This window comes from Actinacidiphila sp. bgisy144, from assembly GCF_057708105.1.
On record NZ_JBYIRM010000032.1, the window covers coordinates 42080 to 55996 of the forward strand.

14 protein-coding genes are annotated in these 13917 nt (G+C 74.4%); 6 read left to right on the forward strand and 8 right to left on the reverse strand.

The genetic code is table 11. From position 1 onward, the window contains the following. Positions 1-112: 112 nt before the first annotated feature. Positions 113-685: a COG4315 family predicted lipoprotein gene (locus AC3EVP_RS29520; protein ID WP_435135108.1), complete on the forward strand. Its 573-nt coding sequence runs from the start codon at positions 113-115 to the stop codon at positions 683-685. Beyond that, on the forward strand, positions 643-1290 hold the full coding sequence (locus AC3EVP_RS29525; protein WP_435135111.1) for a DUF6529 family protein: 648 nt from the start codon (positions 643-645) through the stop codon (positions 1288-1290). Before AC3EVP_RS29520 ends, AC3EVP_RS29525 begins: the two co-directional genes overlap by 43 nt. Positions 1291-1341: 51 nt before the next feature. On the opposite strand, the gene AC3EVP_RS29530 is transcribed toward AC3EVP_RS29525, so the two are convergent. From AC3EVP_RS29530 to AC3EVP_RS29540, 3 genes are read right to left on the reverse strand one after another with little or no spacing between them, the layout of a single operon-like run. Further along, positions 1342-2358, reverse strand: a complete 1017-nt coding sequence (locus AC3EVP_RS29530) for an NAD(P)/FAD-dependent oxidoreductase (RefSeq protein WP_435135113.1) — start codon at positions 2356-2358, stop codon at positions 1342-1344. After that, positions 2355-2915: an isoprenylcysteine carboxyl methyltransferase family protein gene (locus tag AC3EVP_RS29535; protein ID WP_335979429.1), complete on the reverse strand. Its 561-nt coding sequence runs from the start codon at positions 2913-2915 to the stop codon at positions 2355-2357. The genes AC3EVP_RS29530 and AC3EVP_RS29535 overlap by 4 nt, the downstream gene beginning before the upstream one ends. A gap of 7 nt (positions 2916-2922) precedes the next feature. Continuing rightward, on the reverse strand, positions 2923-3996 hold the full coding sequence (locus AC3EVP_RS29540) for a type III polyketide synthase (RefSeq protein WP_435135116.1): 1074 nt from the start codon (positions 3994-3996) through the stop codon (positions 2923-2925). A gap of 134 nt (positions 3997-4130) precedes the next feature. Between AC3EVP_RS29540 and AC3EVP_RS29545 the strand changes: the two genes are divergently transcribed. After that, the gene (locus AC3EVP_RS29545; RefSeq protein ID WP_435135229.1) at positions 4131-4976 is read left to right on the forward strand and encodes a UbiA family prenyltransferase; all 846 of its coding nucleotides are present in this window, start codon (positions 4131-4133) and stop codon (positions 4974-4976) included. A gap of 21 nt (positions 4977-4997) precedes the next feature. Here AC3EVP_RS29545 and fahA read toward each other — a convergent pair whose 3' ends face one another. Further along, entirely contained in the window at positions 4998-6236 is a 1239-nt protein-coding gene (fahA, locus tag AC3EVP_RS29550) for a fumarylacetoacetase (protein WP_435135119.1), read from the reverse strand. A 221-nt stretch (positions 6237-6457) separates the two neighbouring features. On the opposite strand from fahA, the gene AC3EVP_RS29555 reads away from it, so the two are divergent. Further along, positions 6458-8023 (forward strand): SDR family NAD(P)-dependent oxidoreductase, encoded by a 1566-nt coding sequence (locus AC3EVP_RS29555; protein WP_435135121.1) that lies wholly within the window; start codon positions 6458-6460, stop codon positions 8021-8023. A gap of 39 nt (positions 8024-8062) precedes the next feature. After that, positions 8063-8512, forward strand: a complete 450-nt coding sequence (locus tag AC3EVP_RS29560; protein ID WP_435135123.1) for an SRPBCC family protein — start codon at positions 8063-8065, stop codon at positions 8510-8512. 9 nt (positions 8513-8521) lie between these two features. On the opposite strand, the gene tgmC is transcribed toward AC3EVP_RS29560, so the two are convergent. The 3 genes from tgmC to AC3EVP_RS29575 are packed head-to-tail and all read right to left on the reverse strand — an operon-like array spanning position 8522 to position 10829. Beyond that, complete coding sequence (gene tgmC, locus AC3EVP_RS29565) at positions 8522-9655, reverse strand: ATP-grasp peptide maturase system methyltransferase (RefSeq protein ID WP_435135125.1); 1134 nt, start codon at positions 9653-9655, stop codon at positions 8522-8524. Next, complete coding sequence (gene tgmB, locus AC3EVP_RS29570; RefSeq protein ID WP_435135127.1) at positions 9652-10620, reverse strand: ATP-grasp ribosomal peptide maturase; 969 nt, start codon at positions 10618-10620, stop codon at positions 9652-9654. The genes tgmC and tgmB overlap by 4 nt, the downstream gene beginning before the upstream one ends. Continuing rightward, the gene (locus AC3EVP_RS29575) at positions 10617-10829 is read right to left on the reverse strand and encodes a putative ATP-grasp-modified RiPP (protein ID WP_435135231.1); all 213 of its coding nucleotides are present in this window, start codon (positions 10827-10829) and stop codon (positions 10617-10619) included. The genes tgmB and AC3EVP_RS29575 overlap by 4 nt, the downstream gene beginning before the upstream one ends. A gap of 338 nt (positions 10830-11167) precedes the next feature. Here AC3EVP_RS29575 and AC3EVP_RS29580 point away from each other — a divergent pair, with 338 nt between their 5' ends. Beyond that, a complete protein-coding gene (locus tag AC3EVP_RS29580; RefSeq protein ID WP_435135129.1) occupies positions 11168-11902 on the forward strand; it encodes a dienelactone hydrolase family protein in 735 nt (244 codons plus the stop codon). 67 nt (positions 11903-11969) lie between these two features. On the opposite strand, the gene AC3EVP_RS29585 is transcribed toward AC3EVP_RS29580, so the two are convergent. Then, the gene (locus AC3EVP_RS29585; RefSeq protein WP_435135131.1) at positions 11970-13700 is read right to left on the reverse strand and encodes a carboxylesterase/lipase family protein; all 1731 of its coding nucleotides are present in this window, start codon (positions 13698-13700) and stop codon (positions 11970-11972) included. Positions 13701-13917 lie beyond the last annotated feature (217 nt).

A 13917-nucleotide genomic window follows, 5' to 3' on the forward strand; every position in this document is an offset into this window, starting at 1 on the left:
ATGCGCCGTCAGGGTGGAGCGGGAGGCGCGTGCGTGCGCCGGACACGTGAGCCGGGGCGGCGCGGCGCGACGCTGTGATCCTGTCTCCCCGCTCACCTTTCGGAGCCCTCAGATGAAGCGCACTGCCCGGGTGGCCACCTGCGCCGCCGCAGCCCTGATCGCCGCCGCACTGGCCGGCTGTTCCTCCAGCACCAAAGCCACCTCCGCCGCCGGCTCGTCCCCGAGCGCCAACAGCTCCGGCGGCTACGGCGGCGCCACCACCGCGACCACCCCGACCGGCCCCTCCGCCTCGGTCAGCTCCGCGATCGCCAAGGGCCAGGCCACCGTCGCCACCAAGAGCGCGGGCAAGCTCGGCACGATCCTCGTCGACGGCAAGGGCCGCACCCTCTACCTCTTCCTCGCCGACAAGACGAAGAACGTCTCCACCTGCACCGGCGCCTGCGCCGTGGCCTGGCCGCCGCTGCTGACCACCAAGGGCGCCGCCAAACCCGGCAAGGGCGCCGACCAGAAGATGCTCGGCGTGGCCAAGCGCTCCGGCGGCATCAACCAGGTCAGCTACAACGGCCACCCCCTCTACTACTACAGCGGCGACACCAGCCCCGGGCAGACCAACGGCCAGGGCCTGAAGCAGTTCGGCGCGCTGTGGTACGTCGTGAACGCCCAGGGCAAGCAGGTCACGAGCTGAGCGGGCAGGCCGGCGAGCCCGGCGGGCGGCGGCACGGGCCGGGTGCCCGCGCCGCCCTCGCCGTGCTCGCCGGCCTGGCGCCCTTCGCCGTCGGTGCCGGCCTCTACGTCTTCGGCCGGGAGCACACCCCCGACTACACCAGCGGGCTCTACGGGCAGCACGGCATCGACGCGATCGACCTCAAGGCCCGGCTCGGCAGCGCCCTGTTCTGCCTCGTCCTGCTCCAGTACGGGATCGCGCTGTGGATGACCGGCCGCATCCCCCGGGTGCCGGCCGCGCCCGCCCGCGTACGCACCGGGCACCGCGTGCTCGGCTACCTGCTCTTCCTTTTCTCGCTGCCGATCGCCTACCACTGCCTGGTCACGTACGGCATCGAGACCACCTCGGCGCGCGCGGCGCTGCACTCCTTCGCCGGGTGCGTCTTCTACGGCGCGTTCGTGGCGAAGGTGATCGTGGTGCGCAGCAGGCGGCTGCCGGGGGTGCTGCTCCCCGCCGTGGGCTCGCTGCTGCTCGTCACGGCGGCCCTGCTCTGGTACACCGCGTCCTTGTGGGTACTGGGCGGCTACACCGTGCCCGGCTTCTCCAGCGTCTTCCCGCCGGGCTGACCGGCCGCGAACGAGCCGGGCCATACCAGCCGGGTCGGGGGGCCCGCGGGGTCACGCGAGCCGGTTGACCACCGCGGCGAACAGCGCCGGGAAGCGCGCCGCGGCCGGCACGATCCGGGCCGCCGTCCCCGGACAGCCGCGGGCCCGCAGCAGCAGCGTGGTCAGGGCGCGGTGCCGCCGCGACATCGCGGACCACGCCCGTTCGTACGCCTCCGGCCGGCCGGCGCGCACACAGCGGACGAGCTCCGCGGCGCCGCGCACGGCCAGTGAGACGCCCTCGCCGGTCAGGGCGTCGACGTACCCGGCGGCGTCGCCCACGAGCAGGACCCGGCCGGCGACCCGGGCCCGGACGGGCTGCCGCAGCGGGCCGGCGCCGCGCACCGCCGTCGCCGCGGTGGGCGGCAGGCGGGCGGTGAGCGCCGGGAAGGCGGCCAGATGCTCGTCGAAGGGCGCGCGGTCGCAGGTCAGCAGGGCGACCCCGACCAGGTCGGGCCCGACCGGCGTGACGTACGCCTCCGCGCGGGTGGACCAGTGCACCTCGACGCAGTCGCTCCACGGCGGCACCGCGAAGTGCCGCCGCAGGCCGTAGCGGGCGGGCGCGGGGCCGGGCGGCCCGGACAGACCCAGGGCGCGCCGGATGGGGGAGTGCAGGCCGTCCGCGGCGGCGAGGTAGCGCGCGGTGAGGCCGGCGGCGGCCACCCCGTCCGCGTCCTGCCGTACCGCGTCGACCTTCAACGGCAGGACGGGCACGCCGAGTTCGGCCGCCCGGCGGGCCAGGGCCGCGTGCAGTTCGGTGCGCCGTACGCCCCGGCCGGGCCCGGCCCGGAAGTGCGCCTCGGCGGCGTGGCGGGCGTCGACATAGCGGATGCCGCGCAGCGGGCGGCCGCCGACGGCCACCCCGATCCCGGACAGCGCCGCCACGGCCGCGGGCATCAGCCCCTCGCCGCACGCCTTGTCCACCGGGCCCGGCCGGGGCTCGGCCACCACCACCTCCAGGCCCGCCCGCGCCGCGTGGATGGCAGTGGCGAGCCCCGCCGGGCCGCCCCCGGCGACGAGCAGGTCGATCACGGCGCGGCCACCGCGACGGCCGGCGCCGCGCCCGGGGCGGCGGCCAGCGCCGCGTTCTCGCAGCGCAGCCGGACCGCGAGCAGCGGCGCGTCCAGCAGCGTGAAGCACAGCGCGGTGACCCACGCGCCGTGCACCAGCGGCAGCGCGGCGCCCTCGACGACCACCGCGACGTAGTTGGGGTGGCGCAGCCACCGGTACGGTCCGCCCGCCACCAGCGGCAGCCCCGGCACCACGACCACCCGGGTGTTCCAGCGCGGCCCGAGCGTGCGGATGCACCACCAGCGCAGCGCCTGCGCGGCCACGACCAGGACCAGCATCGGCCAGCCGAGCGCGGGCGTGAACGGCCGCCCGCCCCACCCGGTCTCCAGCAGGCACCCGGCCAGCAGCCCGGTGTGCAGCAGCACCATCGCCGGGTAGTGGCCGCGGCCGTGCTCGACGCCGCCGCGGGCGCGGCTCCACGCGGTGTGGCGCCGCGCGGTGAGGAGTTCGGCCAGCCGTTCGACGGCGACCAGCGCCACCAGCACGGTGTACGGGGCGGGCGGGGCGAAGGACGTCATCAGCGGCCTACCAGGTCAGGAGGACGAGTTCGGAACTGAAGCCCGGGCCCATCGACACCATCAGCCCGGGCATCCCGGCCAGCGGCAGCGGCCCGTCGAGGATGTCGCGCAGGATGTGCAGCACCGACGCGGAGGAGAGGTTGCCGACCTTCGCCAGCGAGCGCCACGACGGCTCCAGGGCGCGGGCGGGCAGATCGAGGCCGGCCCGGACCGCCTCCAGCATCTTCGGGCCGCCCGGGTGGCAGATCCAGCCGCCGACGTCGACCGGTTTCAGGTCGTGGCCGGCGAGGAAGTCCCGTGCCTCCGGGCCGACATGGCGCAGCACCGTGTCCGGCAGGTCGGGGCCGAGCACGATCCGGAAGCCGCGGTCGGTGGTCTCCCAGCCGAGCAGCCCCTCGGTGTCGGGGTAGAGGCGGCTGCGGGTCGCCACGGTCCACGGGCCCTGGCCGGGCGGGGCCGTCCGCGCCGCCGGGTGGTCCCGGCCCACCGCCACCACCGCGGCCGCGCCGTCGCCGAACAGTGCGCTCGCCACCATGCCCGCCGCGGACGGCTCGCCGGGGCGGACCGTCAGCGAGCACAGCTCCACGCACAGCAGCACCGCCACGCCCGCCGGGTGCCCTTCGAGGTAGTCGTGCACCCGCGCCAGCCCGGCCGCGCCCGCGACACAGCCGAGCCCGAAGATCGGCACCCGTCTGACGTGCGGGGACAGCCCGCACCGGGCGGCCAGCCGCGCCTCGACCGACGGCACCGCGAGGCCCGTCACCGACGTCGACACCACCAGCTCCACGTCGTCGGCGGCGAGGTCCGCGCGTGCCAGGGCGCCCCGGAGCGCCTCCTCCGACAGGCGGGTGGCCGCGTCGACGTACGCGGCGTTCGCCGCGCCGAAGCCGTCCAGGGCGGCGTACTGCTCCAACGGCAGGGCCAGATAACGGCACTTGACGGTCGAGGCCGCGTGGAAGCGGTCCAGCACGCCCCGGCCCTGCCCGCCCGCCGCCCCCATCGCCACGAGGGCGTCCGCGATGTCGCGCTGCTCGTACCGGTGCGGCGGCAGCACAGCGTGGACGCCCACGATTCGGCTCATCGCCTCAGCATAGGAAGAACTACCGCAAATCCGGCCAGGCGCGACCGAGAGCCGCCCGGACGACCCACCCGTCGCGGGCGCGGCGAGCCGGGGCCGCTGCCGTGCCCGGGCCGCCTAGCGTGGCGGACGTGGCAATGGAGGCGAGGGTGCGCGGCGGCGCGGTGCGGGGCCTGGTCAGGGCGTCGCACCCGGAGCCGACCGCGGCGGTGACCGTGCTGGTGACGGCGCTCGCGGCCGCGTCCGGGCAGAGCCCGGGCGGGTGCGCGGCGGTCGCGGTCGCGGTGCTCGGCGGCCAGTTGTCGGTCGGCTGGTGCAACGACGTGGTGGACGCCGACCGGGACCGCGCGGCCGGCCGTACGGACAAGCCGCTGGCCGCCGGGGTGCCGGCGCGTGCCACCGCCGCGGCCGCGGCCGCCGCGGCGCTCGCCGTGTGCGTCGTGGCGTCGCTGGCGTGCGGGGCCGCGGCGGGCGCCGCGCACCTGGCCGGGGTGGCGGCGGCCTGGGCGTACAACCTGGGCGTGAAGCGCACCGCGCTGTCCTGGCTGCCCTACGCCGTCGGGTTCGGGCTGCTGCCCGCGTTCGTGACGCTCGGCCTGCCCGGGCACCCCGGCCCGCCGGGCTGGGCGGTCGCGGCGGGCGCGCTGCTCGGGGTCGGCGCCCATGTGACGAACGTGCTGCCGGACATCGACGCGGACCTGGCCGCGGGGGTGCGCGGGCTGCCGCAGCGGATCGGGCGGCGCCGCAGCCGGCTGCTCGCGCCGGTGCCGCTGCTGGCCGCGGCCGTCGTCCTCGTCCTCGGGCCGCCCGGGCCGGTCGGCCGCGCCGGGTGGGCCGCACTCGCGGTGACCGGCGGGCTGGCGGTCGCCACGGTGCGCACCGCGGGCGCCGGCACCGGCAGCCGGGCGCCCTTCCTCACCACGCTGGCGATGGCCGTCACCGCGGTCGTCCTGCTCCTCGCGCACGGCGGCGCGCTGGCGTGAGGGCCGCGGCGCCGGTCACGGTCAGGGGCGGGCGGGCCGGACCCGGCCGCGCACCTCGGCCAGCGCGAGGCGGGCGCCGTCCGGGCCCGGCGCGGTCGCCGAGATCGCCACCTCGTCGCCGTCCTCGAGGAACGCCCGCTCGGTGCCGTCGGGCAGCCGCAGCGGCTCCGCGCCGTTCCAGGACAGCTCGATCAGCGCCCCCCGGGTCTCGCGCACCGGCCCGCTGACGGTGCCGGACCCGAAGAGGTCGCCGGTGCGCAGCGAGGCGCCGTTGACCGTGAGGTGGGCGAGCATCTGCGCGTACGTCCAGTACATCCCGGCGAACGGAGGCCGGGCGACGACGTGCCCGTTCAGCCGCACCTCCAGCGCGAGGTCCAGGCCGTACGGGACGGGCGCGGCGCGGTCGTCGAGGTAGGGCAGCGGGGCCGGGTCGCGCGGCGGCGGGTCGGTGCGCGCGTACCGCAGCGCGTCCAGCGGCGTCACCCACGCCGACACCGACGTGGCGAAGGACTTGCCGAGCATCGGCCCCAGCGGGACGTACTCCCACGCCTGGATGTCCCGCGCGGACCAGTCGTTGAGCAGGCACAGCCCGAAGACGTGGTCGTCGGCGTCGGCGAGCGCGACCCGCTCGCCCCGCGCCGAGGGCGTGCCGACCACGAAGCCGACCTCCGCCTCGATGTCCAGCCGCACCGAGGGCCCGTACGACGGCTCCTGCTCGCCGGGCTCCCGGCGCTGCCCGCAGGGCCGTACGACGTCGGTGCCGGACACCACCACGGTGCCCGCCCGGCCGTGGTAGCCGATCGGCAGGTGCTTCCAGTTCGGCGGCAGCGCGTCGGCGCCCGGGCGGAAGATCCGCCCGACGTTCGAGGCGTGGTGCTCCGAGGCGTAGAAGTCGACGTAGTCCGCGACCTCGAACGGCAGGTGCGGCACCGTGTCCGTCAGCGGCAGCAGGCAGGGCGCGACGGCGGCGCGGTGCTCCGGTGCGGTCAGCCAGGAGGTGAGGGCGACGCGCACCGTCGTCCAGGCGGGGCGGCCCGCGGCGAGCAGCGGGCCGAGCGACGGCGCGGCCAGCAGGTCCGCGAGGTCGGTCGGGGCGCCGGTGGCGCGGGCGGCGGCGCCGGCGTCCAGCACGTGGTCGCCGTAGCGCACGCCGAGGCGGCGGCGGGCGGGGTCGGCGGGGGTGCTGAAGACGCCGTACGGGAGGTTGTGCACGCCGTAGGGCGCGTCGTGCGGGAGGTCGAACGGGTCGGCGGGGCTCAACGGACCTCCACGGGGGTGCGGGTGCGGGTGCGGCTGGTGCGGTACGGGCGGTGCCGTGGTCGCGATGATCACGGAAACGTCCCGAGGGTATCGGGGGCGGCGCGAGGCGGGGCGGCAATCGGGTTTGGAGCTGCCCGGGCGGCAAACGTAAAGTTCGCCCCACGGGTGGGCGGGGCGCAGAACCCGGCACCCATGGGGATCACACGGAGAGCAGCGGTTTCATGACGGCGACCACGCAGGACCTGTACGGGCCCGGGCCGGACCCGGCCCACGGCGGCGAGGGCCTGCCCGACGACGGCGACCCCGCCGGTGCCGGTGCCGCTGCCGCTGTCGTGCCCCCGGCCGACCCCTCGGACGTCCCCGGGATCGACCCCGAGCGCCTCGCGCTGTGCCTGGCCGTCCTCGCCGAGCTGGACGACCTCCCGGTCGACCACCCCGACGCGATCGCCGTACGCCGTGCCACCGCCGGGATCTACCGCACGGTCAAGCAGCGCCGCCGCCAGGAGCGCCGGGCCGCCAAGACCGCCAACGACAAGGCCGTCACCGAGGCCACCGCCACCGGCGCCGCCGACCGGATCGACGACGAGACCCTCGGCATCCAGCTCGCCACCTCCGTGAGCACCGAGCTCGCCGGCATCCTGGAGCGGCCCCGCTCCTGCTACGTGTGCAAGACCCGCTACGTCGAGGTCGACGCCTTCTACCACCAGCTGTGCCCGCCGTGCGCGGCCGAGAACCGGGCCCGCCGCGACGCCCGCACCGACCTGACCGGGCGGCGCGCGCTGCTCACCGGCGGCCGGGCCAAGATCGGCATGTACATCGCGCTGCGGCTGCTGCGCGACGGCGCCCACACCACGATCACCACGCGCTTCCCGAACGACGCGATCCGCCGCTTCAAGGCGATGCCGGACAGCGCGGACTGGCTGCACCGGCTGAAGATCGTCGGGATCGACCTGCGCGACCCGGCGCAGGTGGTCGCGCTCGCCGACTCCGTCGCCGCCGACGGGCCGCTGGACATCCTCATCAACAACGCCGCCCAGACCGTACGCCGCTCGCCGCGCGCCTACAGCGAGCTGGTCGCCGCCGAGAGCGCGCCGCTGCCCGCCGGGGAGCTGCCCGCCTCCGAGGTGCTCGGCGCCTTCGGGTCGGGCGCGCAGACCGCCGCCGCGCTGCCCTCACCGCGCGGTGAACTGCTCACCCCCGACGACGTCACCGGCCTCGCCCTGGTCGGCGGATCCGCCTCGCTCGCCCGGATCGAGGCGGGCACCGCGATCGACGCGGGCGGGCTCGTACCGGACCTCGACGCCAGCAACACCTGGGTGCAGACCGTCGGCGAGGTGGACCCCGTCGAACTGCTCGAGGTCCAGCTCTGCAACGTCACCGCGCCGTTCGTCCTCATCAGCCGGCTGCGGCCGGCCATGGCGGCGGCCACCGCCCGGCGCAAGTACGTCGTGAACGTCTCCGCCATGGAGGGGCAGTTCAGCCGCGGCTACAAGGGCCCAGGCCACCCCCACACCAACATGGCCAAGGCCGCGCTCAACATGCTCACCCGCACCAGCGCGCAGGAGATGCTGGAGACCGACGGCATCCTCATGACCGCGGTCGACACCGGCTGGATCACCGACGAGCGGCCGCACCCGGACAAGGTGCGGCTCGCCGCCGAGGGCTTCCACGCCCCGCTCGACCTCGTCGACGGCGCCGCCCGCGTGTACGACCCCGTGGTGCGCGGCGAGCGCGGCGAGGACCTCTACGGCTGCTTCCTGAAGGACTACCGCCCCTCGGCGTGGTGAGGGCCCGGGCGGTGTGAGCGCGCGCCCTACCCTTGCCGGGTGGCCCTCTTCACCGTCGAACGCACCACCGACCTCCCGCCGGACGAGGCGTGGCGGCGCCTGACCGCCTGGGAACGCCACACCGCCACGGTGCCGCTGACCCGGATCGAGGTGCTCACCCCGCCCCCGTCCGGCGCCGGCACCGTCTTCGTCGCCCGCACCGGCCTCGGCCCGCTCTCCTTCGCCGACCCCATGCGCGTCGAGGAGTGGCAGCCGCCCGGCGCCGACGGCCGCGGACACTGCCGCCTGGTCAAGACCGGCCGGGTCGTCCTCGGCTGGGCCGAACTCTCCGTCCGCCCCTCGCCCACCACCCCCGGCACCCACGTCCGCTGGCGCGAGGACCTCCGCGTCCGGGGCCTCCCCGACCCCCTCTTCGCCCGCCCCACCACCCTCACCGCCCGCCCCCTCTTCACCCGCGCCCTCACCACCCTCCTCACCACCCCCGCCTGACCCGCGGGGTCACGTCGGCAGCCGCCAACTCGGCCCGTCCGGGTCGCCGAGCCACACCGTCTGGTCCCACTCGGTCACGGTCATGCCGAACGCGCTCTGGTCCGGCGCACCCTCCTGCTGCCACTGCGTCAGTGCGTCCTCGACCTGGTCCCACAACCGGAGCGGGCCGTCCTGGTGCACGGTCCAGCCACCGCCGTCCGGCTCTGTCCACGCCTGCGAACCCGTCGCCACGTCGAGCAGGGCCACGCCTTCCGCGGTGCGCACCAACTCCGCCGAGGGCGCCGCCAGTTGCGCGACGAAACGGCCGGTCCAGTCGTCCAGCACGGCGGGATCGACAGGCGTCGTGCGGGCGGCGCCCGGGTGCGGATAGTAGGTGGGACGGGGCGGGCGATCATGGGGGCGGGCGAGCATGTACGAGACCTCGTCCCCGGTGAAGCGGCCGCGCGCCACGCCCTCGTCGTCGACGACGAGCCGGATCAGACCCGAGGCGAGCATCCACCCACTGAGCGTTGTCACCACGCTACCCGCGTCCCGCAGCTGCCACAGCCACGACGGTGGGATGCTGCGCACCGCGCACGTGGCGACGACCGCGTCGTACTCCGCGCCCGCCTGGCTGCCCCGCAGGCCGTCCCCGGTGACGAGATGCGGCGCGAACCCCGCGGCGCGGAGCCGTTGCGCTGCGCCGGCGGAGAGGTGTTCGTCGTACTCGACGGAGTAGACGGCCTCCTCGCCGAGCCGGTGGCACAGGATCGCGGTGGAGTAGCCGGTGCCCGTCCCGATCTCGAGGACCTTGTCACCTTCCTCGACGTCGGCGAGTTCCAGCATCCGCACGACGAGGGAGGGCAGGGTGCCGGACGACGTGGGGCGCCCGGTCATCGCTCCGCGGGCGCTGTCGGCGCTGACACCTTCGACCTGGGTCACCCATGTGGTGTTCGAGTAGACCAGCCGCAGCCACTCCTCGTCCCCGACCTGGCCGCGGTGAACGGGCTCCCACCCCGCCCCCTCCGGGCGGAAGACGCTCTCCCCCAGGAAGAGTTCGCGGGGCACGGCCTCCACGGCAGCCCGCCACGCGGGGTCGGTGATTCCGCCGCCCAGGGTGAGTTCAGCTGCGAGTTCCTGGCGGAGCAAGGCGCTGGTGGTCATGTGCGGTCCCGTCCGGGGTTCTCCAGCTGATCGGCGATGGCTGCGGTGATGCGAGTGGTGATGGGTTCGGGAAACCACGCGAACTGGCCGTTCGGATTGCACTCGTAGAAGTGCCACCTGCCCGCGGCGTCGAGCCCGAAGTCGAAAGCACCGTACGTCAGGCCGAAGTGCGAGAGGTAGCCCCATACGCTCTTCGCCACGTCGTGCGGCGTGTCGATCGTGCTGTACGAGAGGTCGTCATAGTGTCGGCGCCAGTCCAAGCCGGGCGAGCCGTCGATCCGCACGGCGAACAGGGAACCGCTCACCGCGGTGAGTCGGATGTCCGCGACTTTGGCCACCCGCTGCTGGAAAAGATGTGCGGTATGGCCCACCCCGGCGTCCAGTTCCTCGGACGTGACTTCTTCCACCCAGACCGTCAGCCCGTGTCCGTCGGCGTCGGCGTATTCGCTGTTGTAGAGCGGCTTGTAGACGGCCGGCCCGTACCTGGCCACGAATTGCCGGGCCTCGTCCACGTCGTTCGTCACAAGCGTGGGCGGAACGCGGAGCCCGTATCGGGCGGCTGCCGAGAGCTGGGCAGGCTTGTACTCGGCGGCACGGTTCAGCCAGGGATGGTTCACGTAGTGCGTTTCCGGCAGCGACGCCAGGATGCCGCCGAGCCCGTACCGGGCCTGGTCAATGCACCACTGGGCGTCTCGGTCCTCAAGCCCGGCCCGCGCCGTGTACGGCCGAGGCCGTCGCCAGAACACCGACCGGACCCGGTCCAACGCGACCGTACGGGTCGGTGTGCGGATATCACCGGTGAGGCCGAGCGACCCGGTGCGGACGCTCACGGTGACGTCCGCGGGAAAGTCCCCGGGGTCCAGGCGGACCACGGGAACCGCGCGCTGCCCCAGTTCCGCGATGACACCGTCGGCCGTCACGTCGTCGAGTCGGGTGACGACAAGGACAGGCGACGGCCTGGTCAATCAGTGTCCCCTTCCTGGTCACTGCCTTCATCGGAGTTTCCGTCGAGTGAGGTCTTCGTCTTGGTCTCTTTGCTGGTCTCGCTCCGTTTGTGGCGCGCCATGCTCTGCGCGCTGCATCCATCCGGTCCGATCCATCGTCCGGTCTGGCTTTCCGCGTCAAGTACGACGTTGCCCGCGACGACGGCGGCCGACACCGGGAACGGTCTCATCCGGGTCAGCCCCCATGGCTTCGGCGTCGAATAAGTCACCCACATCCTCCTTCATCAGCGGGACACGCTATGGCTACCCGCCTCAAAAGCCCCCGAACGCACTGGACTTGACGCTCTCGCCGGGCAACACAAGAACGAACGCGCACGTGATGGCGCAGAAGTGGTCGGCCCACCGGCCTCCGGGTGACGACCCGTGGGTATGCTCCGGGGGTATGAGGACCGGGACGGCGTCGCGCCATGCACGGATGGGTGACCCGGGGGTGTTCTGAGCGCCGGGCGGGGGCCGCCTTCGTCGCGTTGGTCAGGGGTGTGGAGGATCGACGACGACAGGAGAGCTGATGTCCATCAAGACGTTGCACGTTCCGACGGCGGACGGGGTGGCCGACGGGTTCGCGGCGCTGCCGGAGGGCGGCGGGCGGCACCCCGGGGTGCTGATGTACGCCGACGGGTTCGGTATCCGGCCGGTGGTGCGGGAGTTGGCCGAGGAGTTGGCCGGGCACGGGTACTACGTGCTGGTGCCGAACTACTTCTACCGCCACGGCCCGACGCCGGTGGTCGAACTGCCCGCGTACATCGGGGCGGAGACCCGGCCCGCGGTGTTCGCGCAGGTGATGCCGCTGATCAAGGCGCACACCACCGACCGCGTCCTGAGCGACGCGGAGGCGTACCTGCGGTACCTCGCCGCCCGGCCCGAGGTCGCCGCCGGGCCGGTCGCGGTGACCGGCTACTGCGTCGGCGGACTGCTGGCGCTGCGCACCGCCGTGGCCCACCCGGACCAGGTGGCCGCCGTCGCCGCGTTCCACGCACCGGTGGGCGCCGTCGGGCCCGACGACCTCGCCCGGCTGACCGCCGAGGTCCACTTCGGCCACGCCGAGGGCGACATGACGCCGGACGCCCTCGCCGAGCTCGACCGGAACCTGGCAGCCGCCGGCATCGCCTCCACCTCCGAGGTCTACCCCGGCACCGTCCACGGCTTCACCATGTCCGACACCGACTCCTTCGACCCCGCCGGGCTGCGACGCCACTGGACCCGCCTGCTCCCCCTCCTGGCCCGCACCCTCCGGACGCCCTGACCGCCCCCGGGCCGTTGCCCCGGCCGGCCGCGCGTGACGGCCGGCCGGGGCAACGGCGGCTGCCTGCCTAGCCGTTCGTCTGCTGCCAGAAGCCGCAGTTGTGCTGCTGGGCCAGGACGGAGGCGGGGGTGAGGACGCTGTCTCCGGCCGGGGCCAGGTCCATGACGAGCCCGCCGGTGGCGCCGGAGGTGTTGCGGAAGGGCGACCAGGCGGGGGCGCCGTCGACGGTCGGGTTGCCGGTGCGGGCGAAGCCGGACCACTGGGCGACGAGCTGGTCGCGGAACGCGGCCTGGTCGGGGTCGAACTGGACGGCCGGGGGTTCGAAGAAGTCGGGGGAGAGGTAGACGACCTGGCCGCTGTGGGGCGAGCCGAGCGGGTAGCCCCCGTTGGGGGAGAGCGCGTCGGTGTCGTCGAAGACGTAGGAGAACACGGTGGTGTGCCGGGCCAGTTCGGCCGCCGCGCGGAGGGACGGGCAGACGCTGAAGGCGTCGGCCATGACCGTCCGGTAGGCGATCAGCGGGGAGGAGTCGGGGTAGCGCGCCAGCGGGTAGCGGGCCATGACCGCGGCGGTGCTGTCCCCGAACTGCTGGGTGAGCAGGGCCTTGTACTGCGCCGGGGTGGTGGCGAGCACCGACGGCTGGTAGATGCTGCCGTTGATCTCGTCGCGGGCCACCCCGATGACCAGGCTCGCCTGGTTGATCCGCCCGGTGGCGAACGCCTGGGCCGGCGACACCGGCAGCGTCGTGCCGTTGACGATGGGACCGATCGCACCGCCGCTGGTCGGCGTGAAGAGCTGTCCCGCCGCGGTGACGAGCGTGTCCTCGGGCACGGCCCGCAGGCAGGCCGCCACGTCGCCGGACGACCCGCACCCGACCTTCGCCGCGAACGAGGCGCCGAGTTCCTGCGCCTGCGCCTCGGTGGGAAGGTCGGACTTGCAGTCCGCGGTCCACCAGATGGTGTCGTCGTTGTAGTTGTAGAACCCGCTCTCGCTGATTCCCTTTTGGAACAGCCCCTTCGCCTCGGGCGACGCCATGGCGGCACACACACTGGCCCCGCCGGCCGACGAGCCCTCCAGCGTGACGTTTTCCGGGTCGCCCCCGAAAGCCGCGATGTTCTGCCGCACCCAGCGCAGCGCCATGTACTGGTCCTGGAGACCGTAGTCGCCCGAATGCGCGCCGAGGGACTTGTCCGCGAGGAAGCCGAGGATGCCGAGGCGGTAGTTGATGGACACGACCACCGCGTGGCCGTTCGAGGCGATCTCGGAGTTGTCCAGCGGGTTGGCGAGGAGGAACCCGCCGAAGTGGATGTCGACGATCACCGGCAGTTTGGCGCCCGGCGCGGCGGTCGTCGGCTCCTGGATGTCGAGGTTCAGGCAGTCCTCGCTCATCACGGCCGGCGGCGCCTCCCCGTCCACGGCCGGCTGCGGGCACGCGGCGCCCTCCCGCACGGCGCTGAACACGCTGGTCCAGGGGGTACGCGGCTGGGGTGCCCGCCAGCGCAGGTCGCCCACGGGCGCGGCGGCGTACGGCACGCCGAGATAGTTCCGGGTCGCGTCCTTGTCGATGCCGCAGAGCGGGCCGGCGGCGGGCCGCACCGTCGTACCGGCCGTACAGGAGACAGCGGACGTGGTGGCGGTGGCGGTGGCGGAGGCGTCGGCGGCCGAGACGGCGTCGGCGGCGGAGGCCGCCCCTCCCGCCGAGCCGGCGAAGAAACCGCCGCCGGCTATCAGGAGCAGGGTGAGCGCGACCGGACCGAACAGCCGGAACCGCCGCAAGACGGACTGAACAGATCTCATCATTCGTGGACTTCCATCGCGGAGTGGGTCGAATGCGGGAACAGGTCGAATGCGGGAATACGGGAACGCGGGAACGCGGGAACACGGGAATGTGGCAATACGGCGTGACATGCCGGCGCCGCGGCGATGACGCGCCTACCAACGGCCGTGGCCGCGCGGCGCATTGACGTACCGGAGACGTCGGAGTTTCACCGGGAACACGTGTGCGTGACGTTCCGGT

Excerpts from the sequence above, each read along its gene's own strand:
- AC3EVP_RS29535 (WP_335979429.1), bottom strand. The coding sequence starts at position 2,915 with ATGACGTCCTTCGCCCCGCCCGCCCCGTACACCGTGCTGGTGGCGCTG.
- tgmC (WP_435135125.1), bottom strand. The coding sequence starts at position 9,655 with ATGACCACCAGCGCCTTGCTCCGCCAGGAACTCGCAGCTGAACTCACC.
- AC3EVP_RS29575 (WP_435135231.1), bottom strand. The coding sequence starts at position 10,829 with ATGAGACCGTTCCCGGTGTCGGCCGCCGTCGTCGCGGGCAACGTCGTA.
- AC3EVP_RS29545 (WP_435135229.1), top strand. The coding sequence starts at position 4,131 with ATGGAGGCGAGGGTGCGCGGCGGCGCGGTGCGGGGCCTGGTCAGGGCG.
- AC3EVP_RS29540 (WP_435135116.1), bottom strand. The coding sequence starts at position 3,996 with ATGAGCCGAATCGTGGGCGTCCACGCTGTGCTGCCGCCGCACCGGTAC.
- AC3EVP_RS29585 (WP_435135131.1), bottom strand. The coding sequence starts at position 13,700 with ATGATGAGATCTGTTCAGTCCGTCTTGCGGCGGTTCCGGCTGTTCGGT.
- AC3EVP_RS29580 (WP_435135129.1), top strand. The coding sequence starts at position 11,168 with ATGTCCATCAAGACGTTGCACGTTCCGACGGCGGACGGGGTGGCCGAC.
- AC3EVP_RS29520 (WP_435135108.1), top strand. The coding sequence starts at position 113 with ATGAAGCGCACTGCCCGGGTGGCCACCTGCGCCGCCGCAGCCCTGATC.
- AC3EVP_RS29555 (WP_435135121.1), top strand. The coding sequence starts at position 6,458 with ATGACGGCGACCACGCAGGACCTGTACGGGCCCGGGCCGGACCCGGCC.